This window comes from Acidovorax sp. AC410 (genome assembly GCF_979253235.1).
This window is the reverse complement of record NZ_CEEDCG010000001.1, coordinates 4,517,102-4,542,759: the sequence shown is the minus strand read 5'-3', so window position 1 is coordinate 4,542,759 and position 25,658 is coordinate 4,517,102. Positions and strand designations below refer to the sequence as shown.

Genomic DNA, 25,658 nt, shown 5'->3' with positions numbered 1-25,658 from the left:
AAAATGGACGTCCTGGAAAGTCTCAGCAAAAAATTGCTAACCACCCTCTGGGCGCCCATCACTACGGCCTCACCTGCGCCGGGCCGACCGCACCCCCTGCACCCCCGCCACGATCCCCAGCACCTTGTTCAGCCGCCCCGAATCCGCCACCTCCACCGTGAAAGTCATCCACGCCGTGCCCTTGACGGACTGGGTCTGCACGCCGATGACATTGGTCTTCTCGCGCGCAAACACCTCGGAGATATCGCGCAGCAGGCCCTGGCGGTCGGCGGCTTCCACGGCCACGTCCACAGGGTAGACGGCGGGCTTGTCCGAGGCAGAGGCCTTGGGCAGGCCCCAATCGACGTCGATCACGCGCTCGCCGCTCTTGGCGGCCATCTCGCGGAAGTTGCTGCAGTCCGAGCGGTGTACGCTCACGCCCTTGCCGCGCGTGACAAAGCCGCGGATGTCGTCCGGCGGCGCGGGCTTGCAGCATTTGGCCAGCTGGGTCATGAGCGAGTCGATGCCCACCACCAGCACGCCGCCCTTGGGGCTCGATGATTCATTGCCGCGCGGCTTTTTCAGCAGCAGGTAGTCGTCGCTGTTGGGCGGCGGCTCGGCCGGGCGCAGCACGGTCTCGATGTTGCGCAGCGAGAACTCGTCCTTGCCCACCACCTCGAACAAGGCCTCGGCCGACTTGAAGCCCAACTGCACGGCCAGGTCGTCGAGCTTCACGGCGGTCTTGCCCTCGCGCTGCAGCAGGCGCTCCACGGCCTCGCGGCCGCGGGCCACGGTCTCGTGCGTGGCCTGGGCGTTGAACCAGGCGCGCACCTTGGCCTTGGCGCGGTTGCTGGTGAGGTAGCCCAGCTCGGCGTTGAGCCAGTCGCGCGAGGGGCGGCCCTCCTTCACGGTGACGATCTCCACCGTCTGGCCGTTCTGCAGCGCGGTGTTCAGCGGCACCATCACGCCATCGACCTTGGCGCCGCGGCAGCGGTGGCCCAGGCTGGTGTGTACGCTGTAGGCAAAGTCCACCGGGGTGGCGCCCTGCGGCAGATCGACCACCGCGGCCTCGGGGGTCAGCACGTAGATGCGGTCTTCGAACAGGCCATTGCTCTTTTGCGCATGGCCCGCCAGGTCGCGCTCCCACGCCAGCAGCTGGCGCAGCACGGCGATCTTGGCGTCGTACTCGCCCGTGGCGGACACGCCCACATAGCCCTTGGCCCCCGCCTCCTTGTAGGCCCAGTGCGCGGCCACGCCGTGCTCGGCATGCTCGTGCATGGCCTGGGTGCGGATCTGGATTTCGATGGGCTTGCCGTTGAGGTCGTCGCGCACGATGGTGTGCAGCGACTGATAGCCGTTGGCCTTGGGCTTGGCGATGTAGTCGTCGAACTCTTCGACGATGGGCGCAAAGCGCTGGTGCACCCAGCTGAGCGCGGCGTAGCAGTCCTTCACCGTGGGCACCACCACGCGCAGCGCGCGGATGTCGTACACCTGGTCGAAGTTGAGCGACTTGCCGCGCATCTTCTTGACGATGCTGTAGATGTGCTTGGGCCGGCCCTGCACGCTGGCGCTGATGCTGCGCGCACGCAGGTCCGATTCGAGCCGCGCGCGCAATTGCTCCATGTAGACCTCACGCTCGCCGCGCTTCTCATCGAGCAGGCGCGCCACCTCCTTGTAGGTGTCGGGCTCCAGAAAGCGGAAGGACAAATCCTCCAGCTCCCACTTCACCTGCCAGATGCCCAGGCGGTTGGCCAGCTGCGCAAACACCTGCAGCGACTCGCGCGCCAGGCTGGGCGACATGGGCAGTTTGGTCGCCGCATGAAAGCGCAGCGTCTGCAGCCGCGAGGCCAGGCGCAGCATGACCACGCGCAGGTCGCGCGAGAAGGCCAGCAGCATCTTGCGCACGTTCTCGGTCTGCAGGGCCGGGTCGTCCAGCGCCTGGGCGCCGCGCGCCTGCTGCTGCACGCGCACGAGCTTGGTGGTCTCCACCGCCAGCGCGGCGAAGTTGGCGCCAAAGGCCTTGGTGATCACTTCCTCGGGCTTGTTCAGGTGTACGCACGAGTACACCAGGTAGCTGGCGGCCTGCATGGCTTCGGAGCCGCCGATGCTTTTGAGGATGGCCGCCACCGCGTCGGCATGGGCCAGGGTGTTCTCGCCAGAGTCGAGTGCCTCGCTGGCGATCAGCGGCTCGGCAAAGGCGCGGGCACGCACCAGTGCATTCACCTGTTCGGGCAAGGTGTGGGCAGTGGCCGCGATCAGTTGGGGGACGGCCTCGGCCGTGTTCAGCGGCGGGCCGGGGGGCGGGGCAAGCGTCTTCATGCGGCGGCAGCACCTTCCTCCGCCAGCAGAAACCCACGCACCGCCGCCACCTGGTCGGCCGCGACCAGGGTGGGCGCATGGCCCACGCCCGCAAACTCCACCAGCTGCGCACGCGGGCCGCGCTCGGCCATGGCCAGCGCGGTCTCGTGCGACAGCAGGTCCGAATCCGCACCGCGCAGCAGCAGCGTGCGCGCCGTGATCTGCTCGTACAGCTGCCACAAAAAGGCCTCGCCCGCGGCGGCGGCCTCTTGCGTCATGGCCCGAAACGGCACGGCGATGGCGGGGTCATAGTGCAGCGTAAGCCCTCCCTCGGGAAGACTGCGCACCATGGCGCGCGACAGCTCCAGCCACTGGGCCGGCGTGTGCGGGCCAAAGCTGGTGGACACGGCCCAGGTGGCATCGGCCGCCTGCTGCAGGGATTCAAACCGGGTGGGAAACCCGAGGTACTGGCCGATGCGCTGGATCGCCAGCCACTGGATCACCGGGCCCACGTCGTTGAGCACCAGGCGGCGCACCGGCACAGGCAGCGGCAAGTCGGGCTGGCCGGTGATGCCCATGCCGATCAGCCCGCCCATGCTGGTGCCCACCCAATCGAGGGTGGTGATGGGCGCCTGCTGGTGCAATTGCGCCAGCAGGGTCACCATGTCGGCGCCGTACTGGGGGATCTGGTAGCCCATGGGGTCGGCCAGCCAGTCGCTCTGGCCACGGCCCACCACGTCGGGGCAGATGACGCGGGCGTGGCGGCTCAGTTCACGCGCCAGCACGTCGAAATCGCGCCCCTGGCGCGACAGGCCATGCACGCACACGATGACGTGGGGGTGGGCCGGGTTGCCCGTGGCATTCCACTCCCAATACGCCATGCGGTGCTGCGGGCCTGTGACAGGCCTGGCGGCAGCAGGGTCTTGGCCGGCGGGCACCGCAGCGGCCCCGGGGCCAGGGCACAGTACGTAGTTCAGCGTAGGTTCTATCATGGGTGCGAAATCCGGTAGCGGCACTTGATAATGCCTGCGTTCAATCGGCGCCGGCCAGGGGCCCTGGCAAGGCGTTGCCTTCATCGTAATTCATATTCATCTTTCATTCGGAGTGACACACATGCTCAAAGGCAAAACGGCCCTCGTCACTGGCTCCACCAGCGGCATCGGCCTCGGTATCGCCAAAGCCCTCGCCCGACAGGGCGCCAACGTGGTGCTCAACGGTTTCGGCGATGTGGACACGCCGCGCGCCGAAGTGCTGGCCGCAGGCAAAGAGGCCGGCGCCCAGGTGGCCTACCACGGAGCCGACATGAGCCGCGTGGCCGACATCGAAGACATGATGAAGTACGCCGCCAGCCAGTTCGGCCGGGTGGACATTCTGGTCAACAACGCCGGCATCCAGCACGTGGCCAACGTGGAGGACTTCCCCGTCGAGAAGTGGGACGCCATCATCGCCATCAACCTGTCCAGCGCCTTCCACGCATCGCGCCTGGCCCTGCCCGCCATGAAGGCCGCCAACTGGGGCCGCATCATCAACCTGGCGTCCGTCCACGGCCTGGTCGGCTCGGCCCAGAAGGCCGCCTACGTCGCCGCCAAGCACGGCATCGTCGGCCTGACCAAGGTGACCGCGCTGGAGAACGCCACCACCGGCGTCACCTGCAACGCGATTTGCCCCGGCTGGGTGCTGACCCCCCTGGTGCAAAAACAGGTGGACGCCAAGGCCGCCGAGCACGGCCTGTCGAACGAAGACGCCAAGAAGCTGCTGCTGGGCGAAAAAGAGCCGTCGATGCAGTTCACCACGCCTGAAGAACTGGGCGAGCTGGCGGTGTTCTTCTGCTCTGCCGCCGCCAACAATGTGCGCGGCGTGGCGTGGAACATGGATGGGGGTTGGGCGGCGCAGTAAGGGGGCCTGCCCACAGTGAGCGCCGGCCACAAAAGGCAGCGCTCGCTTCAGAAGGTGATATAGATTCCGCGCCCCGCGCCGACGGCTTGCTGCAAGCCGCGCTTGAAGGCGCCCAGCGCACCGTCGTCCGCGTGCTCCATCACCTGCAGGGACATGGCGGCACGCTGCCGATCCTGGAAATAGCTGCCCATGCGCCCTGGATCGAAAGTCTGGCCGCCCTCTTGCAGCGCAGCCCCGAGCAATGCCTGCCGCTCCGCCTCGGGCAGTTCCAGGTCCAGGCCGCCCCACTCTTCGCCGATCCCGAAGTCCGCCTTCGGGTCGTAGTAGTGGGTGAGCGCAAAGTCGGCGAGCTCCTGCACATCGCCGGCTTCGAGCTGCGAGCGCCAGTCGGGCGACAGCGGCTCCCCTTCGTACGGGTCCTTGAGCGACGCCCTGTGGGTGTCGATGAAAGCCTCCAGGGCCGAGGTGCCGCCCTGGGCCAGCGCCTGGCGCAGCGTTGGCGCCAACTGGACTTCGAATGCGTACACATCGAACGCAAACGCCTTGTGGGAAAAACTCACAGCGACAACTCCTGACGTGAACAGAACGGACGGCTGCCATCTTGGATGGCGCCAATCCGGAACAAATCGACAGATGGGCACTTCATTGTGACGAAAGGCCGCTGGCAGCTGCCATTGGCGCCTACATTGGCGGGGCTGCGGGCGTGAACCGCACACCCGTGCCATGCCCACTGTGGGCTGCTGCCAGCGCCAGGCTCCGCCGCACCATCCATTTCTACAACGACCCTCGGGCACCGAGCCCGTCTCGCCCATGCCCACCCTGCGTTTCGTACCCCTGGCCGACGTGGCCCACCTGCTCCCCGCCGACGGCCCGATGGCCGAGCAATTGCAGTCCGAGCCCGACACCCTGGCCGACGCCACCGTGGCCTGGATCAGCGGTGACCTGCAGTTGCCCACGCTGGACCTGGACGCGCCCCTGCAGCCCGGCAGCGCACTGCGCGCCCTGGCCCAGGCCACCTCGGGCCTGCCGGGGCCGCCGCCCGGGCATCTGGTGCTGGTGCTCATCGAAGGCAATCTGCAGATCGACGGGGCACTGAGCGGTGGCGACGCCTACGGCAGCAGCCACCTCACCGTGCTGGGCAATGCGCAGCTGCAGCACGCCGTGGTGCAAGGGCTGCAGCTGCATGTGCAGGGCACGCTGCGGGTCGATGGCCTGCTGTGGGGCCACGGCGAGCCGGGAGAGCTGCATGTGGGCGGCGACCTGGTGGCGCGCGTGGCGATGTTCACCGAAGACTACGCCGTGCACATTGACGGCGATGAAGAAGTGGAGTTTCTGCTGGACGAGGTGCGCGGCGTACCGAACCTGGTGGAGTTCTCGAACGAGGCCGCAGGGCTGGTGTTTGCCCCGGGCTTTTATAACGGCATCGACGATGGCGAAGGCGGCCTGGCCGACCTGCTGGACCGCGACCGTGTGGTGACCGCCGTGCGCGCGGGCCAGAGCCCGGTGCGCAGCAGCAGCGACATCCACGCCGACCTGCCCCTGGCCGACGACCTGTTTGCAGACGAGGCCATCAGCGCGGCAAATATCCAGGCCCTGGTGAACTCGGCCGTGCTGGAGGACGACCAGCAGACCGCCGATGGCTGGTTCGCGCAGACCCATTTCTCGCTGTGCCGCCGCCATGTGGATGCCGAAGGGACGCAGCACGACGACCGGATGTTCATCACGGTGTGGAAGACCTGGGAATTTTATCTGGCCGCATCGCCTGCAGCCCCAGCCCGGCCCACCCGGCGCCAGCCCAACCCTGCGAGCGCCAAGCTTTCGGTGCTGTACCGCGAGTACACCGATGGCGAACCCGGCGATTGGGCCACGCTGGACAAGCACGCCGACGAGGAGGTGCACGAGGCCTGCGAAGCCGCATGGCGCGGCGTGCTCGACTATGTGCGCCGCGCCGTGGGCCAGGCGCGCGCGGGCTACCCGCTGCACCAGCGCTTGAAGGCAGAGCTCACCGCCGAGCGCATCGAACGGTTGACCCTGCTGCCCGTGTTCACCGAGGAGTACAACGACTGGTGGGACGCCAACAAGCGCGGCACCTGGTTCGACGATGTGTGGCTGGGCGCACGCCAGCCCGCGATGCGCGATGGCGAGTTCTGGTGCCGCGCGCTCGATGTGAGCTGGGAGAACGGTGAGGACGGCCCGGGCGACGCGGAGCACGACGCCCACGGCAACTACCAGATCGACATCGACCGCCCAGGCGAAGGCCGGGAGCCGGTGGAGTTCACCTACAGCCAGCGGCAAAGCGAACACCGCCCGCCCCTGCCGCGTGGCGCGGCCGACCATTGTGCGCGGCTGCTGCGCCTGGTAGGCATGGCGGAAGCGTCGTTGCTGGAGGCGCACGACCAGCAGTTGGCCGAGCGGGCCCAGCAGCAGGCCCAGGAGGCCGAGGCCCGGCGCATCGAAGCCACGGTGCGCCTGCTGGCCGTGCCGCCACGGGCCCATGGCTTGCCGGACGCCACCGTGTTCCCGCCCGGACTGCTGCAGCTGTCCGGGGAATGGCAGGCCGGCGGCCAGGCCTACGTGGCGGCCGTGCGCGCCCACCAGCACGCGGCGCAGGCCGCCGCCGCTGCCGCCGAAGCGGCCGGCTACCAGCCACCACGGTGGGACGACGATGCCGGCGCCGGGCAGCAAGACCCGAACGGCACGCTGCCCGACGACCCGCGCGAGGCCAGCGCCCCCACGGTGCTGCAACTGGCCCGGGTGGTGAACCGCCATGCGGACGAGGCGCTCACCGAGCGGTTTCGCCAGCGCTTTGCGTTTGCGCCCGATGCCTATGCGGTCCTGGCGTCGGAAAAGGGCCAGGCCATCGGCCCGGTTTTCCAATTGGCGGACGGTGCCGGCCTGGTGGCACGCATCGGCGCCGACTACAGCCCCGACGTGCACTGGGTGCAGCTGCAGGGCCCGGCGCTCACGCCGCTGCCTGCGCTCAAGGGCCTGGGGCGCTCGCACGACGGGCGCTGTTATGCGCAGAGCGACGGCACACACATCACCACGCACCAGGGCTTTGGCGGGCCACGGATCGCGCAACTGCCGCTGCCGCAGGGCAACGAGGGGCTGCCCGCAGTGCTGGGCCTGGCCGCAGGCGCGCTGGGCCAGCGCTGCGACGAGATCATCCCCTTCAACGATGGCCAGCGCGCGCTGCTGCGCAACCCCACGGGCGTGTACCTGCTCACACCCGGCGGTGTGCAGCGCATCCACCCGCAGGAGTTCGAGGACGACGGCCCCTACAGCTGGCCCAAGAACCAGGTGCAGGAGGGGATGGAGAACGGTGCCGACGCCAACGACGAGGACGAAGACGAGGACCGGGATGGCGAAGATGGCGAGCACGAGAACACCGCCCCCCGCCAGCTGGCGCTGGAGATGCTGCACATGGCGCTGTCGCCCGACGAGCGACACATTGCGCTGGGCGACCAGGACAGCATGCACATCCTGCTCGACGCGCAGGGCCGGGTGCTGCGCACGCTGGTGACCGAGTCCTACCCGCACCACACCCGCTTCTCGCACGATGGCGCGCTGCTGTGGGCCAACTCCTGCCATTTCTACAACGGCAGCACCGTGGCCAGCCGCGTGGCCGATGCACAGGACAGCGAGGGCACGCTGATCGATACCGAATGCCGCGTCTACGCATCGGCCACGCTGCCGGGCATGGTGGTCCTGGGCGACGCCTATGGCTACCTGCACGCGCGGGACGACAGCGGCCAGTTGCTGTGGCGCCACCACATCGGCGGCACCGTCAGCGCGCTGGAGGCATCGAGCGACGGCCGCCTGCTGCTGGCCGGCACCTGCAGCGGCTACCTGGTGCTGCTGCAGCGCGCGGACCTGGCCGCAAAAGTGGGTGCGAAGGCGGACGCTGGCGTGGGCGCAGACCCCTACGCCATCGGCACGTCGCCCTATGTGGAGCTGCGCCGCTGGATCTTCTGGAGCAGCGAGGCCGCGCCGCTGCGCTGGTGAGCCCAATGCACGGTGGGGTTTGGCAAGCCACCTTGCGAACCCAGGACCATCAGACCACTACTTCGGGCAGCTGCGTGCAGTGCTCGAAGAAGGCCTGCAGCTCGGTCACCTTGTCGAACACCGCGTCCGCCCCCAGGGCCAGGCAGCGTGCGCGCATCTCGGGCGTGGCATGGTTGGTCAGCACCAGCACATGCTGGTCCGACGAGCGCGGCCCCACGGCCTGCAGCACGTCGAGGCCCGAGCCCTGGCCCAGGTGCAGGTCCACCACCAGCAGGTGCCACTTGCCGCGCCAGCGCGCCAGCGCCTGCCCGGCCCCCTTCGATGTCTTGGCAATGGCAACCACCTGGGCGTTGGCCGTTTCTTCCAGCGCCGGGACCAGGGTGTCGCAGATGGGTTTGTTGTCTTCTACAAGAAGGGTGATGAGGGACATCTTCAATGGGGATGCAGCGCCGGCAGAGGCGCTGCATGGACTTCATGGTTGGGTAGGGGCGCAACGGCCTGTGTCGGAATGCGGTGCGTGCATGCACGAGGCCGCACCGATGGTGCTGTCGCTGCAGTGCCGGCGGGCCTGTGTGGGTACCCGGATCAGGCGCTGATCGGAAAGGTCAGCGGAGCCTCCATCGCAATCTCTTCGACGCGCACGTTCATCAGCGTGATTTCGAGCGGTCCGTAGTACGACAGAAATGCGACATCTGCCGCATCCCGTCCGTAGGCTACCACGATGCGCCCGCCCCTTGCATGGGCCTGGGTACCGTCGAACGCATACCACCGGTCCCCCACGAAGGCCTCGAACCAGGCGTGCATGTCCATGGGGTCGAGCGCGTGCAGGTAGCCCACGACGTAGCGCGCCGGGATATCGAGGGCCCGGCACAGGCCGATGGCCACGTGCGAGAAATCCCGGCACACACCCGCGCCATCGTTCAGGGTGTCCAGCGCATCGGTAGTGCCGCTGCTGACGTTGTAGCGGTACTCCAGGTTGTGGTGTACCCAGCTGCGGATGGCCTCGACCTGGCCATAGCCCGGCGAGGCATCACCCACGATCTCGCGCGCCTTGTCCTGCATCTTGTCGGAGGGGCAGTAGCGGCTTTGCAGCAGGTACTTGAGCGCCTCGAACGGCAGGTCCTCCACCGGCACCGCCTTGGCGCTCGCATCCACCGCAATGTGCGTGTCGGTGATCATGATCATGTCCACCTCAATGCGCATCTGGCCCTGCGGAATCTTGAGCCGCTGGCACAGGTTGCCATGGTCGTCCACATACTCCGTCATCGGCACGACGGGCGTCAGCTCGTAGCGCTCCTGCACCATCCACTGCGCATCGCCGCTTCTTGGGCGAAGCACCGCCACCACGGCACAGTCCGCGTCGGCGGACAGGGTCATGTGGCAGGTGGCGTGCAGCTTGACGAAGGTTTGGTTCATGGGGGGAGTCTAGGGGCTGGCAGCTTGCGCAGCGGCCAGCAATGCCCCTGCAACACGCTCGATCCGCCACCGCGCCGCCTGGCCTGCCGTTTCACGCCGCCAGAGCCACCGGGGCAGAGCGCCGCGCCGCGCGCACGAACTCCGGCAAAAAGGTGCGCCGTGCCCCGTTCGGGAACTCCACCGTCACCGAATGCGCGTTGGCCTCGACCACCTGGCCTGCGCCATAGCGCCTGGCGCGCACGGCGTCGCCGCCGTTGAACACCGGCCGGGCGCTCGCCGGCTGCGGGCGCACCTCGATCGGCTGCTCGGGCGTGGCCACAGCGGGCGCCAGGCGCGACAGCGCGGCAATGCGCAGGCAGTTGTCGCAGCGGCCACAGCCATCGGCGACCGCAGCGTCGTCACCCAGCGCCGACAGCACCCCCTGCCAGCGGCAGCGGCCGCTCTGGGCGTAGGCGACCATGGCCTCCAGCGTCGCGCTGTCCTGCTCGCGGCGGCTGCGGTAGCTGGCCAGCAGGGGTTCCAGCGCCGCGTCGTCCAGTTCGCGGGCCAGGGTGAAGCGGCCGGCCCGGTCGCGCCGCACCACCTTGTGGCTGCGCAGCAGGCTCAGCGCCACCAGGGCCTTGGCCCGGGGGCGCGCCACAACGTCGACAATGGCGTCGGCCGTCCAGCCGCCTTGGGGTGCCGGGTGCAGCAGCGTGGCATGCACGGCCTGCACATCGTCCAGCGTGGGGTAGCGGCCCGAGGCGAAGAACTGCTGCAGCGCCCGGTCCTGGCGCACGTAGAGCAGCGTGCACTGCGAGTCCTTGCCGTCGCGCCCTGCGCGCCCGGCCTCCTGGTAGTAGGCGTCCACGCTGGCAGGCATCTGGTAGTGCAGCACAAAGCGGATGTCCGGCTTGTCGATGCCCAGGCCGAAGGCGTTGGTGGCCACCATCACGCGCACCCGGCCGTCCATGAAGTCGTCCTGCGCCTGCGCGCGCTGCGCAGCCAGCAGGCGCCCGTGGTACAGGCCCACGCTTTCGCCGGCGGCGGCCAGCTTGGCTTGCAGCTCCTGGGCGCTCTTCACGGTGGCGGTGTAGACGATGGCCGGCCCCTGGCTGGCCGCCACCAGCTGCAGCGCACGCGGCAACCGGTCGGCAGCGCGGCCCAGTTGCTCCACCGCCAGCTGCAGGTTGGGCCGGTAGGCGCCGGTCTGCACCACGTTGGCGGCGGCAATGCCGAACTGGGCCACGATTTCCTTCATCACCGCCGGCTTGGCCGTGGCCGTGAGCGCCAGCACGGTGGGCCGCCCCAGCGCACGCACGGCCGGCGCGATCTCCAGAAAGGCGGGCCGAAAGTCATGGCCCCACTGGGCAATGCAGTGCGCCTCGTCCACCACCAGCAGGCTCACCGTGTGCCGTGCCAGCGCCGCGGTCAGCGCCGGGTCGGCCATCTGCTCGGGCGTGGTCAGCACGATGCGCGCACTGCCGCTCTCGATGGCCTGGCGCGCTGCGGCCAGCTCGTCGCTGCCGATCGCGCTGTTGACCTGCACCACGGCCACGCCGAGTTCGCGCAGGGCATCGCACTGGTCCTTCATCAGCGCGACCAGGGGCGACACCACGACGGTGGTGCCCGGCAGCAGCAGTGCCGGCAACTGGTAGCACAGCGACTTGCCCGCGCCGGTGGGCATCACGGCCAGGGTGCTGGCGCCCTGCAGCACGCGCTGCACCACGTCCAGCTGGCCGGGCCGCAGGCGCTTAAGGCCGAAGACGTTGCTCAGGGTTTTCTGGATGGTGTCGGGGGTGGCGATGGTGGTGGTGCTCATGTCGGGCCCGTGCCGGGTGGCGGCGGTGCTGTGCTGGATGAGGCCGATTGTGGGAAGGCACGACCTGCGGCCCGCGCGGGAATGCCGCGCACGAGTGTGTAAGACAGGAGGCGCTGTTCGGGCGTTGCGGATGCAGTGCGGTTGGTGGGTGGTGGTTGCTGCGTGCTTGTGTCGAGGGCGGAGGCCGGGTCTCGGCCCGGCGGCCGAGGTACCTTTCTTTGCGTCGCCAAAGAAACGTACCCCAAAGAAAGGCGACCCCGCTGCCCGTGTCCCCCTCGCCGGTGGCGAGGGGGCAGCCTGCGATGCTCGGTCCTGGGGTGACGCCGAAGAACTCCCTGCGCTGCCTCTGCGAGGCAGCTCCGGTCAGACAGCTTCGGCGAGCCAGATAACGATGCGCGTGTCCTTCGGCACGCGCTCACCCCAGGCCCTGCGCTTCTCGGCACGGTCAGAAGGGGATGGGAGCCCCACACGGGCCATTGCTTCGCTCGGCCCGTTGCGCCGTCGCTGCGCTCGGCCTGGGCAGGGCCATTGCGCCACTTGCGTCGGCAGCGCGCACCGCGCGCGTCCCCGACCCCAGGCGTAGCTGCGAAGCAGCAGCCGGGTGGACCCCGCTCCCCACCCCTGCTGGCTGCGCCGAGAAGCGCAGGGGCTGGGGTGGGTGCGTGTGCCGAAGGACACACGCACTTCGTGATCTGGCTCGTCGCGGATGTTTGAGCGGAGTTCGAAGAACGCAGCGAGTTCCGCGACGCCACCCCAGGCACGAGCATCGCAGGTTGCCCCCATCGCCCGACAGGGCGATGGGGGACGCAGACTGGGGGCCGCCTTCTCTTTGGTGACTTTCTCTTGGCGGCCAAGAGAAAGTTACTGCGCCGCCGGGCGCACATCCCGGCCTCCGCCCCTAAAACAGGCATGCAGCAACCATCACCCCAAACCATCACCACGGTACGCCCCAGAGCGAAGCACCTCCCCCACCCACAGTGACAAGATCCCCCACTGCAGAGGCCCATCAAAACCCCACGCCAACGCGCAAGCGCCAGCTCACCGAAAATACCCCTCGCTGTCAGCACCGACCGACGAACGACAAAAGCCCCCTGACCATGACCCTCACCCACTGGCTCCTCTTCTGCGGCGTCTCCCTCCTGATGTGCTTCACCCCCGGCCCCGCCGTGCTGCTGGCCGTGTCCAACTCGATGGACGTCGGCGCCCGGCGCACGGCCTTCAGCTCGGTGGGCAGCTCGGCCGGCATCTACGTGGTCTCGGGCCTGGCGATGATCGGTATGGGCGCCATTCTCAGCATGTCGGCCAACGCCTTCCTGGTGATGAAAGTGGTGGGCGCGATGTACCTGGTCTGGTTGGGCGTCAAGCGCTGGCGCAGCAAGGATGCGCTGATCAGCAGCGATGCCGGCCAGGCCCCCACGGACCGGCGCGAGCGCAAGAACTGGCAGCTGGTGGCGCAGGGCATGGGCGTGTCGCTCACCAACCCCAAAGCCATTCTGTTCTTCTCGGCCCTGTTCCCGCAGTTCATCGTGCCGGGCCAGCCGCTGTTCACGCAGTACCTGCTGCTGACCACGACCTTCGCCATCTGCGCGCTGATCTCGCACGCCTTCTACGTGGCGCTGATCTCGCTGGTCAAGCGCCATGTGGCGGCCCACGCCCGGCTGTTCAACCGCGTCGTGGGGGGTACCTTCATCGCGCTGGGGCTGGGCCTGCTGAACACGCGGCACAAGCTGGGCTGAAGACGACTGGGGCCAGGGTCACGGCGCCGCCTTCGGCCCGGGCGCTGAAACTGCCGATTCCAGCGGCAGCCAGAGCACGCAGCGCGTCCCCTCCGCCGCGCTGCTGACCCAGGACAGGCGCGCGCCAATCGCCTCGGCCCGGCGCAGCTGGTTCTTGAGCCCGCGCCCGCGCGCCTGGAGCGCGGCATCCACATCGAAGCCACGGCCGTCGTCCAGCACACGCACCTCGATCCCGCCGCCCTGCACCTCGCATTCCACCCGGATGCACGCGGCCTGGGCGTGCTTGACCACGTTGGCAAAGCACTCCTGCAGGATTCTGAGCAGGTGCAGCGCACTGCCGGCGTCGAGCCAGGGCACCAGGGGCACGTCCTGCTGCACCTCCCAGCGCAACTCGATCCCCAGGCCCTCCAGGCGAGGCGCGAGGCGAAAACGCAGGGTCGCCAGCAGCAACAGCAGGTCGGCGTCCACAGGCTCCATGGAGTCGATGGCCAGCTTGAGGTCGTCCATGCACTCGGCCAGCACCTGGGACAGTTCTTCGCTGCCGGCCTTGCCGTGGCGCACCAAGTGCAGGGCACTGGTCAGCGAGGAGCCCAGGCCGTCGTGCATGTCCTGCATCAGGCGCTGGCGCTCTTGCGCCAGGGTCTCGCGGTGCTCCACGTCGCGCAGGCGTGCGTAGCTTTGCGCCAGCTCGCCCTCGCGCTCGCGCAGGCGCTGCTCCAGGTGGGTGTTCACGCGCTCCATGCCGTCGATGGCGGCCAGGTAGCGGTGCAGTATCACGTACGAAAAAATGAAGAACACGCCGATGTTGCTGTAGGCGCCCAGGTACATGCCCTCCACGTTGACCAGCAGGTTGCTTTGCAGCAGCCAGTCGTAGCAGCCGGCAAGCAGACTGATCAGGCCCCAGCCACCCAGCAGCCCGGCCTCCTTCGAGCGGGCACGCCAGGCATCGCGGCAGGCCACGGCAAACAGGTGGTGCCCAGCACCAGCAGCAGCACGTACAGCAGGGGGGAAACCACCGCAGCGGCGGGCAGGACCTCCCGCATCGGCAGCGTCACGGCGCTCACCACTGCAGTGATCACGCAGGCCGTTGCGGTGAGCCCGCGGTGGCGCACGCCATGCAGGTGGCGCAGGAAGAAATGCGCGGTCAGCACCAGCCAGAACAGGGCGCTCACGGTGATCCAGCCAAACCATTCGTCGCTGAGGGGAACGCGCTGGCGGCTCACGAAGTAGTGCATCGTGCGCACACAGGCCACCGCGGACATCACGAAGAACAGCAGGTACAGTGCCTCCCGCCGGCGCAGCCACACGCCCAGGGCGAAGATGCCTGCGGCCAGGAAGGCGGCGCTGCTCATGGCCGGAAAGTCGGACTGCAGCCAGTAGCGCACCTGGTAACGCCAGCCGATGGCCGCGCTGGAGCCGACCCAGGCGGTGGACAGGGCGGCACCGGTGTGGCGCAGGCGCTGGCCACGGATCTGCACCTCGCGCACGGTGGGCGCCCCGGCCGTGCCCTGCAGGGGAATCCACAAGGGCAGATTCACGGCGTTCCACAGAAACCTTGCATCCGTCTGGTAGAGCAGCCGGCCGTCGCCGTAGATGGCGACCTGGCCATCCGACTTCCAGCGCGGCAGGTACAGGTACAGGGGGCCGGCCTCAGGCGCCAGCGCGGGCACCGCCAGGCGGTACCAGACCTCGGTGGTCAGCGGCGGGTCCTGCGGTGGCCGCATCTGCACCTGCGGGGGCTCGGCATGGGGCAGGTCAACCGCCTTCCATGCGCCGTCGGGCCCATCGGCGCCCAGCACATAGGGCGGCGGCGTGAACCCCAGGCTGGGGCGGCTGAACATCTGCGCCTGCCCGATATGCACCGCCTGCGGGTCCACGGGCTGCGCCTGCAGCGCGCCGCTCCACAGCAGGCACCAGGCTAGAAAAGCGCAATGCAGGACAGCGGCGACGGCGTCAGATGAGGCCCCGCGCACGCGCCTCGTAGATCGCCTCGGCCTTGGACCGCACCTTGAGCTTGGCGTAGGTGCGCCGCACGAAGGTAAGCACGGTATGGTGCGAGACATCCAGCACCCGTGCGATCTCGTCGGCCGTGAAGCCCTTGGTGATGTACTGCAGCACCTCGCGCTCGCGGGCGGACAGCGTGACCACGTTGTCGGTGCCGGCGTCGGCATTGGCCTCCGGCGCCGGCGCACTGGCCTGCTTGAAGCGCATGAGCACCTGCCGCGCGATCAGCGGGCTGATGGGGCTGCCCCCTGCGTGCAGGCTGCGGATCTCGCCCACGATGCGTTCGGGCATGCTGTCCTTGAGCAGGTAGCCGCTGGCACCGGCTTCGATGGATTGCAGCACATGCGCCTCGTCGCCAAAGGCCGTGCTGACCATCACCGCGCAGGCGGGCCATCGCCGCGCCGCCGCCGCGATGGCCTCGATGCCCGAGCCATCGGGCAGGCCCAGGTCCACCAGCAGCACGTCCGCCGCAGGCCCCTCCTGGTTCAGCGCGCGCAGCGCCTGCGCCAGCGTGTCGGCCACCCACAGCAGGCGCATGTCATCCGTCTGGCGGATCGCCGAGGTGACGGCCGCCTGGAACTGCGGGTCGTCCTCCACCAGCGCGATCTGGATCGTGGCGGGGCTTGCAATGGCTGGGCGCATGGGATGGGCGGGGGCTCTCTCGGGGCGTCAGGAGCTGCGGAGTGTCCCACAGCGCTTGCATCTGCGCTGTCCCTAGTTCTAGGGACAGGGCCCCCCTGAGAACCTGTTCCAGGCGCCCGCCAGCGCCACGCATCCGCACCTGTGGGGGGAGGCTGCAGCTCGGTCAGCACCTTCGGCGTGGCCTTCAGCAGCATGACCGCACAGGCCTGCCACGAACTGCCGTGCCATGCTCGCATTCCCTGAGGTGCGGGCCTGGGGCGGATCCTAAAATGGGCTTGCCTGCCAGGCAGCCTTTCCCTACCATCGGGCAGACAGCACCATCCCCACCGCAGGGAGGAAACCCGATGTCCGCATCCCTCTTCGCCGCCATGTTCTTCACGGTGGCCCTGCTGGTCACCACGGCCTACTTCATCATGGGTTCGATCCCGCTGCTGGTGCTCAAGCACGATACGCCGCTCGACGCGCGCTTTGTGCGCGGTTTCTTCAACCTCTACTACCGGGCCGCGTTCATCACTGCCGTGGCGACGGCCATCAGCTTTGCGGCCGCCGGGCGCCCGGGCATTGCGGCAGGAGCCGCTGCGCTGGCGGGGCTGGCGATCGTGCTGCGCAGCCAGGTGATTCCCAAGATGGACGCCCTGGGCGCGCAGATCCAGTCGTCCGCCGACTACGTCACGGCCATACCGGGGTTCCGCAAGACGCATCTCACGGCGATCATGATCAATCTGGCGCAGTTGGTGGTGATCGTGTGGACGCTGATTGCTTTCAGCAAATAGAGCGAGTCAACCCATCCAATGGCAGCCGTCATCGTCGACCCCAACAAGGTGCATGAATTCGCCGATGCCCAGGCGTTCCACACCTGGCTAAGCCGCCACCATGACCAGGAAACCGAGGTCTGGATCAAGATCCACAAGCTCGCCTCGGGTCTGCCCTCCATCACGCCCAAAGAAGCCATCGACGTGGTGCTGTGCTGGGGCTGGATCGACGCCATCCGCAAGGCACTGGACGACACCAGCTACCTGCAGCGCTACACCGTGCGCGGCAAGAAGAGCGTGTGGAGCAAGATCAATGTCGACAACGTGGCCCGGCTGGTGAAGGAAAAGCGCATGACGCCGCACGGCCTGGCGCATGTCGAAGCGGCCAAGGCGGACGGCCGATGGGACCGGGCCTACGGCAGCGGCAGGGAGTTGAAGATCCCCGACGACCTGCAGGCTGGCATTGACGCCAACCCGAAGGCCCGCGAGATGCTGGGGACGCTGACCGCGCAGAACCGCTTTGCACTGGCGTTTCGGGTGCACAACCTCAAAACCGAGGCGGGTCGCAGGAAGAAGATCGAGACCTTTGTCGAGATGCTGGCGCGCGGGGAGACGATCTATCCACAGCGCGCCAAAAAGCAGGCAACAGACCCAGCCTGAGGCCGGGGCAGCCCCTGGGGGCCTGCACACAGATGGCGCCCCCCCCCCGCACGCAGAGCGTCTGTGGAGGTTGGGGCGGCATAGCCCGTCCCGAGGCGCTCGCAGAAGATGCGCCAGCCGTTCATGGGGCGCCATCCTTCCACGAGCAGGTTGGCCGCCACGCCTGCAGCGCAGGTCAGCAGGCTCCCCACCAGGCCTGCAACCACGGTGCGCAGACCGGAAAATCGAACCTGGGGCAGGCCGGCACGCAGCAGCTGCAACTACAACGAGCCGACCGCCTCGCCAGCATCCTCAGCGTCCGTCCGGGTGTCGCACCCCACCGCCATGGTGCGGGTGCCTGCCAGAAACCTCTCCGCGTCCAGCGCAGCCATGCATCCGGTTGCCGACGATGTGATGGCCTGGCGGTACACCTTGTCCGCCACGTCACCGGCGGCAAAGACGCCCGGGACACTGGTTTGTGTCGCCCATCCAGAAGTCCCCCCGTTCACTTCGAGGTAGCCGTCCTGCATGGCCAGATGGCCCGCGAACACCTCCGTATTGGGATGGTGGCCAATGGCGATGAAGACCCCATGCACGCAGACATCCCGTTGCGCTCCCGTCCGGGCATCGGCAATGCGCAGGCCCGTCACGCCATGCTGGTCGCCAAGCACCTCGTCGACCACGGCATTCCACGCCATCTCGACCTTGCCCTGGGCCACCAGTTCCGAAAGCGTGTCCTGCAGCACCTTCTCCCCCCTCAGCACGCCACGCCTGTGCACGAGGGTCACCTTGCGCGCGATCTTCGACAGGTAGATCGCCTCCTGGACTGCCGTGTTCCCACCGCCCACCACCGCAACGTCCTTGTCCTTGTAGAAAAATCCATCGCAGGTTGCGCACGCCGAAACGCCCCTCCCGCGGAAGGCATCTTCACTGGGCAGCCCCAGGTACCTGGCCGTCGCACCGGTGGCGATGATCAACGCGTCGCACGAGTAATTGCCTTCTTCTCCACGGAGCACAAAAGGCCGCTCCTGCAGTTCCACGCCCACGATGCGGTCCTGCGCAAACCGGACGTCAAACCTCTCGCAGTGCCGCTTCATCCTCGCCATCAAGTCCGGGCCCTGCAAGCCGTGGGGGTCGCCAGGCCAGTTGTCCACTTCCGTCGTGGTCATCAATTGACCGCCCTCCTCGGATCCATTGACGACCAGCGGCGAAAGATTGGCCCGGGCCGCATACAGCGCAGCGGTGTAGCCCGCCGGCCCCGAGCCGAGCACGATAAGAGAGTGGTGTTTCATTGATCAGTCCATGATGATGGAGGTGCCCTGGTCTGCGGCAATCGGGCCCGCCGGTGCGCACCATGCCGACGACAACCTCCGGTGAATTCGACGGGGTCGGATGCGCGGTCCAATGCCCACGGCATTGCGCGCACCCCGACCCATTGCACTGAAGGGCGCACGATTCGTGCGCCCGCCACTGGCCGGTCGGTCAATCGGCCGGCCGTGGACGAGAACCCTCACATGGGTGTCACTGCGCAGCCTTGCCGACGGCACGGCGGATCATCTCGTACTGGACTTTGCCGGTGAGTTGATCCACCTTGCGCGAGTCGCTGTAGAGCTGCAGGGTCGGGAGGCTGCGGACCCCGTAGGTGTCCAGAACCTCCTTGTGGGTCTCCGCGTCGATCTTGACGACACGCACGCCAGGAAACTCGCCCACCAGCCGGTCCAGCATCGGTGCAACCACGCGGCAGGGTGCGCACCATGCTGCCCAGAAGTCGACAAGGACGAGTCCATTGCCCTGCAGTTGCGACTTCAAGCCCTGGGGGTCGGCCGCGATGATTCGATCGTTTGCCATGAAGTACCCCTTCCCGCTCAGGCAGCGATGGCCGTGGACGCACGGATGTCCGCACCGGGGTACACCATCCCCTTCGCATACCGGCTGTCATCACTGGAGTCGATCTGCATGGTGATGTTGAACTTGTTGCCCCAGTTGAAGATGCCGCAGGCGAAGACCAGTTCGATGATCTCCTCTTCGGAGTACACGCCGCGCATGCGCTCGAAGAAGCCATCGGGGATGTAGTTGGGGTCGCCCGCGATGTACTCCGCCAGTTGCACTGCCAGCGCCTCATTCAGCGGAAGGCGCTCGAAGTCCACTTCGCCAAACAGTGCCGCCTCCTTGTCGGCGATGGCTTCGCGGGTGGCTTCGCAGCGCACCGCCTTGCAGTAGGTGCAGTCATTCATTTCACCCGTCTTGAGCCGCATCATCTCCAGCACATGCGGGGGGATCCGGCCTCCGCCGAAGAATGCCTCGAACACGGGAACGATGGTCTTGAGCAGGCTGGGAACCCGGCCGATGGTGCCGAACATGGACGTGTCCTGCCACCATCCGTTGCGGGCGCCGGCGAGCAGCTCGTTGACGTCGTTGTCGGCGGATTGGCCAGGCTTGATTGCTTTGAAGCGACCCATGATGTATCTCCTGAAGTGTGGTGGTTGAGGTCATTGCGAGTTTGGAAACGCGCATTTCCAAATTTACAGAATGGGGCTTTTTGGCGCAATCGGGCACTAACCCTTATCCGCGTGAATGGTGCTGAAAACAGGGCGAATTTCCGCTCACCGCTAGCACTACAATCCGCAGGGAATCGTGAACGATCGTTCACGATAGGTGGATTTCAGGCAAGCCTCACCGGCGGGCCGGAGAAGGATGCATGGCCAGACCAAGAGAATTCGACCAGGATGAAGCGGTTCGCAAAGCGAGCAAGGCTTTCTGGACCCTGGGCTACCAGGCCACGTCGGTGCGCGACCTGGAGGAGGCGACAGGCCTGGCCGCGGGCAGCATCTACAAGGCGTTCGGCAGCAAGCGGGAGCTGTTCCTGCTCTGCCTTGAGCAATACATGAAAGAGGAGTCCTACCTCGCGCTGCTGCTCAAGCTTTTCGACAAGCCTCTCGACGAGGCGCTCAGACGCATCTTTGACACCATCATCGACAGCTCGTCGCAAGGCAGCCGCCGCCCTGCAGGCTGCCTGGCAACCAATCTCGTTGCCGAGTTGCTGAACGTGGAGCCAGAGCTTGGATCCGAAGCCACGGCCGGCTTGAACGAGATGCACAAGGCGCTGCGGGTCCGGATCAAGTGGGCGCTGGAAAACGGCGACCTGTCTCCAGGCCAGGACGTCTCCGCCCTGGCGTCGTACTTCATGGTCGTGATACAGGGCATGCTGGTGATGTCCACATCCACCAAGGACGTTCAAGCCATGCAGTCGGCCAGGGATGTTGCGCTCAAGGCGCTGCATTGAACCCTGAGCCGGGCCCACGGCAGCGGCCTGCTGCCGAACGCGCCGACGCCACGGGGAATCACGCCGCCTCCCGCGCCCTGCCCCGCGCTGCCTGCGTGTCCCGCACCGGCGGCAGGCCGAACAACCGCCCGTACTCGCGCGTAAACTGGGGCACGCTCTCGTAGCCCACGGCAAAGGCCGCGCTGCTGGCGCTGGCGCCTTCGGACAGCATGAGCCGGCGCGCCTCGATCAGGCGCAGCTGCTTTTGGAACTGCAGGGGCGAGAGGGACGTGACGGCCCTGAAGTGCTGGTGGAAGGACGAGGGGCTCATGTCCGCCAGCGCGGCCAGGCTTTCCACCGGCAGGGGCTGGGCAAAATCGGTGCGCAGCACGGCCACGGCGCGGGCCACGCGCTGGGCGTGGCTGCCGGGCCAGCCCAGGCGGCGGATGGCGGCGCCGTGGCGGCCGGCCAGCAGCCAGTAGTGCAACTCGCGCACCAGCGGGGCGTGCAGCAGGGGCACGGCCTCGGGCCGCTCCAAGAGGCGCATGAGGCGCAGGGTCACGTCGGCCACCTCGTCGTCGGTGGGATCCACGCGCACCGGGGCGTGGTCGCCCAGGGGCGCTGCGCCCATCTGCGCCGACAGGTCGGCAATCACCGGCAGGCTCAGCTCCAGCGCGATCGACAGGTAGGGCGCGGCCGCGCTGGCGCGCGTGATCTGGCTCACCGTGGGCACGTCGGCCGTGATCAGCAGCGATTCGCCCACCGTGAACTCGAAGGTCTGCGGCCCCATGCTCACCTGCTTGCTGCCCTGCAGCACCAGGCAGATGAGCGGGTGGGAGATGGCATGCAGCAGCCCGCTGGGCTCGGTGGCGCGCACCAGGGTCAGGCCCGGGATGGGGGTGGGCAGCACGCCGGGCTGGCGCGCATGGGCATCGGCGTAGCGGCCCACGGCCTCGAAGAGCAAAGGTGACGTCATGCTGCCAAGCGTAACGCTTTGTAGGAGCTTTGGCATTGGTTTTGGAGAATCAGGCAAGGATTGAAGGGGTTTCGGCAACACCGGCAGGGGCTCACGCCAGACACTGGAATCCGTCACACACAGGAGCCACCCCATGACATCCACCACCACCGCAACCCCTACCATCACCCTCGTCACCGGCGCCAGCCGGGGCCTGGGCCGCAACACCGCGCTGAGCATCGCCCGCACCGGCGGCGACGTGGTCGTCACCTACCACAGCAAGGCCGACCAAGCCCAGGCCGTGGTTGCCGACATCACCGCCCTGGGCCGCAAGGCCGTGGCCCTGCAGCTGGACACGGGCGACGTGAGCGGCTTCGCCGCCTTCACCGAGCGCCTGCGCGCCGCGCTGCAGGCCACTTGGCAGCGCAGCCACATCGACCACCTGGTGAACAACGCCGGCCATGGCGACTACGCCGCGTTTGCCGAGACGAGCGAGGCCCAGTTCGACCGCCTGGTCGATGTGCATTTCAAGGGCGTGTTCTTCCTCACGCAGGCGCTGCTGCCGCTCGTCGCCGACGGCGGGCGCATCGTGAACTTCTCCACCGGGCTCACGCGGCTGACCCTGCCGGGCTATGCCGCCTACGCGGCCGCCAAGGGCGCCGTGGAAGTGCTCACGCGCTACCTGGCCAAGGAGCTGGGCGCGCGCGGCATCACGGTGAACACGGTGGCGCCCGGCGCCATCGAGACCGACTTTGGCGGCGGCGTGGTGCGCGACAACCCGGCGCTGAACCAGCAACTGGCCCAGCTCACGGCCCTGGGCCGCGTGGGCCTGCCCGATGACATCGGCCCCATGGTGGCCGGGCTGCTGGCACCCGGCAACCGCTGGGTCACCGCCCAACGCATAGAGGTCTCCGGCGGCCAGGCGCTCTGACCACCGGCTGCCTCAACGCATCTGAACGGAGCCCGAGACGGTGACCACGACCTGCGCCTTGCCTGCCTCGACCGGCACGGCGGAGTCGGAGAACGACGATCCCTTGGCCTCCATGGCCATCATGCGCGGGCGCGGGCCGGGGGACATCTCGTTGCTGTTCACGGCCACTTCGCGCAGGCTGTAGTTGGCAAAGCCGAAGCCCTTGGCCAGCTCGGCCGCGCGCGACTTGAACTGCTCGATGGCCTGGGTCTGGGCCTCGCCCTCGACCTTGGCACGGGCCTCGCGCGACAGGGCAAACGCCACCTGGCTGATGGCCATGGTCTGCACCTTGCCGGCCGTGGTGGTGATGCGCGAGAAGTCGCGCCCCTCCAGCACCAGCTCGGCCCGGCCTTGCCAGCCGTTGATCTTGCCGTCCTTGGCATAGCGTGGGTACAGGCCGAAGGGGCCGGTACGCACATCGAGCTGGCCCGGCTGGGCATTGCGCTTGGCTTCGGCCAGGGCGGCATCGAGCGCCTGCTTGAGCTGGGCCTGCACGGCACTGGCGTCGGTGCCTTCCTTGCTGGTGGCCAGGGTGACCACCAGCAGGTCCTGCTGCGCCTCTACGGTGCCCGTGGCCGACAGCTGCACCACGTTGCGCAGCTCCTGCGGCGCCGTGGCCTGGGCCATGGCGGTGCCAGCACAGGCCAGCAAGGCGGCGGTGGTGATCAGGCGGATGGCGATTTTTTTCATGGGTAAACCTTCGTCAATGAAAGGGGCGCGGCCGGCAACCGGGCCACGCAGGCCGCCACCATAACCGCTGTGGCAGCACCCCCGGTGAACGGGGGGTGGCAAGTGTGCGAAGCTCCGCAAAACTTGTAACAGTTGGTCAAAGATGACCCCAAAAACCGAACTTTGGCGTTCCAAGTAGTCAGAATCGGCTCTGTTACAAATTGGACTTGGGATCAACATGGCCACAACAACCAACCGCACCGACAAGATTCTCGTCGTGGACGACGACGCACGCATCCGTGACTTGCTGCGCCGCTACCTCACGCAGGAAGGCTTCGAGGTGATGGTCGCCGAAGACGGCAAGGCCCTCAACCGCCTGCTGCTGCGCGAAACGGTGGACCTCATCGTGCTCGATTTGATGATGCCCGGCGAAGACGGCCTGTCCATCTGCCGGCGCCTGCGCGCCGCCAACGACCGCACGCCCATCATCATGCTCACCGCCAAGGGCGAGGACGTGGACCGCATCGTGGGCCTGGAAGTCGGCGCCGACGACTACCTGGGCAAGCCCTTCAACCCCCGTGAGCTGCTGGCCCGCGTACACGCCGTGCTGCGCCGCCGCCCCGCGCAGGAAGCGCCTGGCGCCCCCTCGGGCGACAACGAGGTGGTCAACTTCGGCCCCTTCACGTTCGACCTGGGCACCCGTGCCCTGCAGCGCAGCGGTGAAGAGCTGCCCCTGACCACCGGCGAGTTCGCCATGCTCAAGGCCCTGGTGCGCCACCCGCGCCAGCCGCTGTCGCGCGAAAAGCTGGCCCTGCTGGCCCGCGGCCGCGAGTTCGAGCCCTTTGACCGCAGCCTGGATGTGCAGGTCTCGCGCCTGCGCAAGCTGGTCGAGGTGGACGCCGCCGCGCCGCGCTACATCCAGACCGTGTGGGGTGTGGGCTACGTGTTCGTGCCGGACGGCACGAGCTGATAATCGAGGGATATGTCGATTTCCGGCGCCAAGGGGCGGTCTGCACCGCACCCTTCTCCCTCCGTGACCGCGCCGACCGATGCCACCAGCCCGGCCCCGCTCGAAGCGGTGCGCCTGGCGCGCGAGCAAAAGGCGCGCGTGGGGCTCAACCTCTTCTGGCGCACCTTCTTCCTGCTGGCCTTGCTGCTGGTGGGCAGCATCCTGGCGTGGCTGCAGACGCTGCGCGCGCTCGAATTCGAGCCGCGCACGCTGCACACCGCGCAGCAGATCGCATCCCTGGTCAACCTGAGCCGCGCCGCGCTGGTGCATTCGGACGCCATCGCGCGCGTCTCGCTCATCAAGACCATGGCCGACCAGGAGGGTGTGCGCATCCTGCCGCGCGAACCCAAGGACCAGTTCGCCCTGCTCGACGGCACGGCGCTGGGCAACCGCCTCACGGATGAACTCACCCAGCGCCTGGGGCCCGACACCATCGTGGCCCAGAGCGTCAATGGCGAGCCCGGGCTGTGGGTCGGCTTCAACATCAACGGCGACCCCAACTGGCTGCTGATGGACCGCTCGCGCTTCAGCCCTGCGGGTGGGCGCACCTGGCTCATCTGGCTCATCACTGCGGGCGCGCTGTCGCTGGCAGGGGCGGCGGCCATTGCACGGCTGATCAACCGGCCGCTCAAGCAGCTGTCGTACGCCGCCAACCGCGTGCGCGACGGCGACTTTGCCGCCAGCCACCTGGATGAAGAAGTGGTGACCAGCGAGATCCGCGAGGTGAACATCGGCTTCAACCGCATGGCGCAGAAACTCGCCAAGCTGGAGCAGGACCGCGCGGTGATGCTGGCCGGCATTTCGCACGATTTGCGCACGCCGCTGGCGCGCCTGCGGCTTGAAACCGAGATGAGCGTAAACGACGATGTGGCGCGCGAGCACATGGTGGCCGACATCGTGCAGCTCGATGCCACCATCGACAAGTTCCTCGACTACGCGCGGCCCGACCACGTGACCCTCACGCCCGTCAACCTGCATGCCGTGGTGTCGTCGTGCGTGTACGCCGTGCAGGACCACCGCGAGCTGCAGATCGCCATGAGCATCCCCGAGGACCTGAACGTGCTGGCCGATGAGGTGGAGCTGGCCCGCGTGATCTCCAACCTGCTGGAGAACGCGCGCCGCTACGGCAAGGGCGACGACACCGGCGTGGCCAACGTCGACATCGTCGCCAAGGGCCGCGAGAACTGGGTGCTGGTCAAGATCCGCGACCACGGCCTGGGCGTGCCGCCCGAGCAACTGTCCAACCTGACCAAGCCCTTCTTCCGCGGCGACTCGGCCCGCACCGCCGCCGCCGGCGCGGGGCTGGGCCTGTCCATCGTGGACAAGACGGTGCAGCGCATGGGCGGCATCTTCGCGCTGGCCAACAGCAGCACCGGCGGCCTGGTGGCCCACATCCAGCTGCAGCGCGCCAGCGAGCTGCCCGATGGGGTGGACCCCAAGCAGCGCCTGCAGCGCCCCGCCGTCAAGCGCCAGTTGCCGCGCCGGCGGGCGGAGGACAAGGTGTAGAACGCTTGTTCCCGCCACGAAAAGGAGGACCGCGCCTGCCTGGCCCGGTCCTCTTTTTTTCGCACTTCTTTCCGCGCCAACTCAAAGAACTCCGACACACAAACATCCAGAGAAGTTAG

At 67.8% G+C, this 25,658-nt stretch carries 23 protein-coding genes; 9 read left to right on the top strand and 14 right to left on the bottom strand.

Annotated elements, in window-relative coordinates; translation table 11 throughout:
• Positions 1-69: 69 nt before the first annotated feature.
• The gene (locus tag AC0IZS_RS21030) at positions 70-2,298 is read right to left on the bottom strand and encodes a RelA/SpoT family protein (protein WP_471637393.1); all 2,229 of its coding nucleotides are present in this window, start codon (positions 2,296-2,298) and stop codon (positions 70-72) included.
• Complete coding sequence (locus AC0IZS_RS21025; RefSeq protein WP_471637392.1) at positions 2,295-3,269, bottom strand: alpha/beta fold hydrolase; 975 nt, start codon at positions 3,267-3,269, stop codon at positions 2,295-2,297. Before AC0IZS_RS21025 ends, AC0IZS_RS21030 begins: the two co-directional genes overlap by 4 nt.
• Positions 3,270-3,390: 121 nt before the next feature.
• On the opposite strand from AC0IZS_RS21025, the gene AC0IZS_RS21020 reads away from it, so the two are divergent.
• Complete coding sequence (locus AC0IZS_RS21020; protein WP_471637391.1) at positions 3,391-4,173, top strand: 3-hydroxybutyrate dehydrogenase; 783 nt, start codon at positions 3,391-3,393, stop codon at positions 4,171-4,173.
• 47 nt (positions 4,174-4,220) lie between these two features.
• Here the strand turns inward: AC0IZS_RS21020 and AC0IZS_RS21015 are convergent, their stop codons facing one another.
• Positions 4,221-4,733: a hypothetical protein gene (locus tag AC0IZS_RS21015; RefSeq protein ID WP_471637390.1), complete on the bottom strand. Its 513-nt coding sequence runs from the start codon at positions 4,731-4,733 to the stop codon at positions 4,221-4,223.
• Between the two features lie 250 nt (positions 4,734-4,983).
• Here AC0IZS_RS21015 and AC0IZS_RS21010 point away from each other — a divergent pair, with 250 nt between their 5' ends.
• Complete coding sequence (locus tag AC0IZS_RS21010; protein WP_471637389.1) at positions 4,984-8,178, top strand: WD40 repeat domain-containing protein; 3,195 nt, start codon at positions 4,984-4,986, stop codon at positions 8,176-8,178.
• Between the two features lie 49 nt (positions 8,179-8,227).
• Here AC0IZS_RS21010 and AC0IZS_RS21005 read toward each other — a convergent pair whose 3' ends face one another.
• From AC0IZS_RS21005 to AC0IZS_RS20995, 3 genes are all read right to left on the bottom strand, one after another.
• Entirely contained in the window at positions 8,228-8,608 is a 381-nt protein-coding gene (locus AC0IZS_RS21005; protein WP_471637388.1) for a response regulator, read from the bottom strand.
• A 155-nt stretch (positions 8,609-8,763) separates the two neighbouring features.
• The gene (locus AC0IZS_RS21000) at positions 8,764-9,594 is read right to left on the bottom strand and encodes a transglutaminase-like domain-containing protein (protein ID WP_471637387.1); all 831 of its coding nucleotides are present in this window, start codon (positions 9,592-9,594) and stop codon (positions 8,764-8,766) included.
• Between the two features lie 91 nt (positions 9,595-9,685).
• Positions 9,686-11,395: a RecQ family ATP-dependent DNA helicase gene (locus tag AC0IZS_RS20995; RefSeq protein ID WP_471637386.1), complete on the bottom strand. Its 1,710-nt coding sequence runs from the start codon at positions 11,393-11,395 to the stop codon at positions 9,686-9,688.
• A gap of 1,097 nt (positions 11,396-12,492) precedes the next feature.
• On the opposite strand from AC0IZS_RS20995, the gene AC0IZS_RS20990 reads away from it, so the two are divergent.
• Entirely contained in the window at positions 12,493-13,131 is a 639-nt protein-coding gene (locus tag AC0IZS_RS20990; protein ID WP_471637385.1) for a LysE family translocator, read from the top strand.
• An 18-nt stretch (positions 13,132-13,149) separates the two neighbouring features.
• On the opposite strand, the gene AC0IZS_RS20985 is transcribed toward AC0IZS_RS20990, so the two are convergent.
• The 3 genes from AC0IZS_RS20985 to AC0IZS_RS20975 all read right to left on the bottom strand — a co-directional run bounded on the left by AC0IZS_RS20985 (position 13,150) and on the right by AC0IZS_RS20975 (position 15,777).
• Positions 13,150-14,091, bottom strand: coding sequence for a sensor histidine kinase (locus AC0IZS_RS20985; protein ID WP_471637384.1), 942 nt, complete (start codon positions 14,089-14,091; stop codon positions 13,150-13,152).
• Positions 14,025-15,008, bottom strand: coding sequence for a hypothetical protein (locus tag AC0IZS_RS20980; RefSeq protein ID WP_471637383.1), 984 nt, complete (start codon positions 15,006-15,008; stop codon positions 14,025-14,027). The genes AC0IZS_RS20985 and AC0IZS_RS20980 overlap by 67 nt, the downstream gene beginning before the upstream one ends.
• Positions 15,009-15,084: 76 nt before the next feature.
• A complete protein-coding gene (locus AC0IZS_RS20975; RefSeq protein ID WP_471637382.1) occupies positions 15,085-15,777 on the bottom strand; it encodes a response regulator in 693 nt (230 codons plus the stop codon).
• Between the two features lie 344 nt (positions 15,778-16,121).
• On the opposite strand from AC0IZS_RS20975, the gene AC0IZS_RS20970 reads away from it, so the two are divergent.
• Both AC0IZS_RS20970 and AC0IZS_RS20965 read left to right on the top strand, forming a co-directional pair.
• On the top strand, positions 16,122-16,550 hold the full coding sequence (locus AC0IZS_RS20970) for a hypothetical protein (protein WP_145696349.1): 429 nt from the start codon (positions 16,122-16,124) through the stop codon (positions 16,548-16,550).
• Positions 16,551-16,568: 18 nt separating this feature from the next.
• Complete coding sequence (locus AC0IZS_RS20965; protein WP_471637381.1) at positions 16,569-17,189, top strand: YdeI/OmpD-associated family protein; 621 nt, start codon at positions 16,569-16,571, stop codon at positions 17,187-17,189.
• Positions 17,190-17,449: 260 nt separating this feature from the next.
• Here AC0IZS_RS20965 and trxB read toward each other — a convergent pair whose 3' ends face one another.
• The 3 genes from trxB to AC0IZS_RS20950 form a co-directional block, all read right to left on the bottom strand.
• The gene (gene trxB, locus AC0IZS_RS20960; protein ID WP_471637380.1) at positions 17,450-18,460 is read right to left on the bottom strand and encodes a thioredoxin-disulfide reductase; all 1,011 of its coding nucleotides are present in this window, start codon (positions 18,458-18,460) and stop codon (positions 17,450-17,452) included.
• A 229-nt stretch (positions 18,461-18,689) separates the two neighbouring features.
• A complete protein-coding gene (locus AC0IZS_RS20955) occupies positions 18,690-19,016 on the bottom strand; it encodes a thioredoxin family protein (RefSeq protein ID WP_145696346.1) in 327 nt (108 codons plus the stop codon).
• A gap of 17 nt (positions 19,017-19,033) precedes the next feature.
• Complete coding sequence (locus AC0IZS_RS20950) at positions 19,034-19,627, bottom strand: carboxymuconolactone decarboxylase family protein (protein ID WP_145696345.1); 594 nt, start codon at positions 19,625-19,627, stop codon at positions 19,034-19,036.
• 239 nt (positions 19,628-19,866) lie between these two features.
• Between AC0IZS_RS20950 and AC0IZS_RS20945 the strand changes: the two genes are divergently transcribed.
• Positions 19,867-20,451 (top strand): TetR/AcrR family transcriptional regulator, encoded by a 585-nt coding sequence (locus AC0IZS_RS20945; protein WP_436218627.1) that lies wholly within the window; start codon positions 19,867-19,869, stop codon positions 20,449-20,451.
• Between the two features lie 58 nt (positions 20,452-20,509).
• Here the strand turns inward: AC0IZS_RS20945 and AC0IZS_RS20940 are convergent, their stop codons facing one another.
• Entirely contained in the window at positions 20,510-21,406 is an 897-nt protein-coding gene (locus AC0IZS_RS20940; RefSeq protein ID WP_471637379.1) for an AraC family transcriptional regulator, read from the bottom strand.
• 133 nt (positions 21,407-21,539) lie between these two features.
• Here AC0IZS_RS20940 and AC0IZS_RS20935 point away from each other — a divergent pair, with 133 nt between their 5' ends.
• On the top strand, positions 21,540-22,316 hold the full coding sequence (locus AC0IZS_RS20935) for an SDR family oxidoreductase (protein WP_471637378.1): 777 nt from the start codon (positions 21,540-21,542) through the stop codon (positions 22,314-22,316).
• A gap of 12 nt (positions 22,317-22,328) precedes the next feature.
• Here AC0IZS_RS20935 and AC0IZS_RS20930 read toward each other — a convergent pair whose 3' ends face one another.
• Positions 22,329-23,045 carry an SIMPL domain-containing protein gene (locus tag AC0IZS_RS20930; protein WP_471637377.1) on the bottom strand — a complete coding sequence of 239 codons (717 nt, stop codon included), beginning with the start codon at positions 23,043-23,045 and terminating at the stop codon, positions 22,329-22,331.
• A gap of 217 nt (positions 23,046-23,262) precedes the next feature.
• Between AC0IZS_RS20930 and ompR the strand changes: the two genes are divergently transcribed.
• Together ompR and AC0IZS_RS20920 are read left to right on the top strand one after the other, a co-directional pair.
• Complete coding sequence (gene ompR / locus AC0IZS_RS20925; protein ID WP_007859588.1) at positions 23,263-23,994, top strand: osmolarity response regulator transcription factor OmpR; 732 nt, start codon at positions 23,263-23,265, stop codon at positions 23,992-23,994.
• A 12-nt stretch (positions 23,995-24,006) separates the two neighbouring features.
• Positions 24,007-25,539: a sensor histidine kinase gene (locus AC0IZS_RS20920; protein WP_471637376.1), complete on the top strand. Its 1,533-nt coding sequence runs from the start codon at positions 24,007-24,009 to the stop codon at positions 25,537-25,539.
• Positions 25,540-25,658 lie beyond the last annotated feature (119 nt).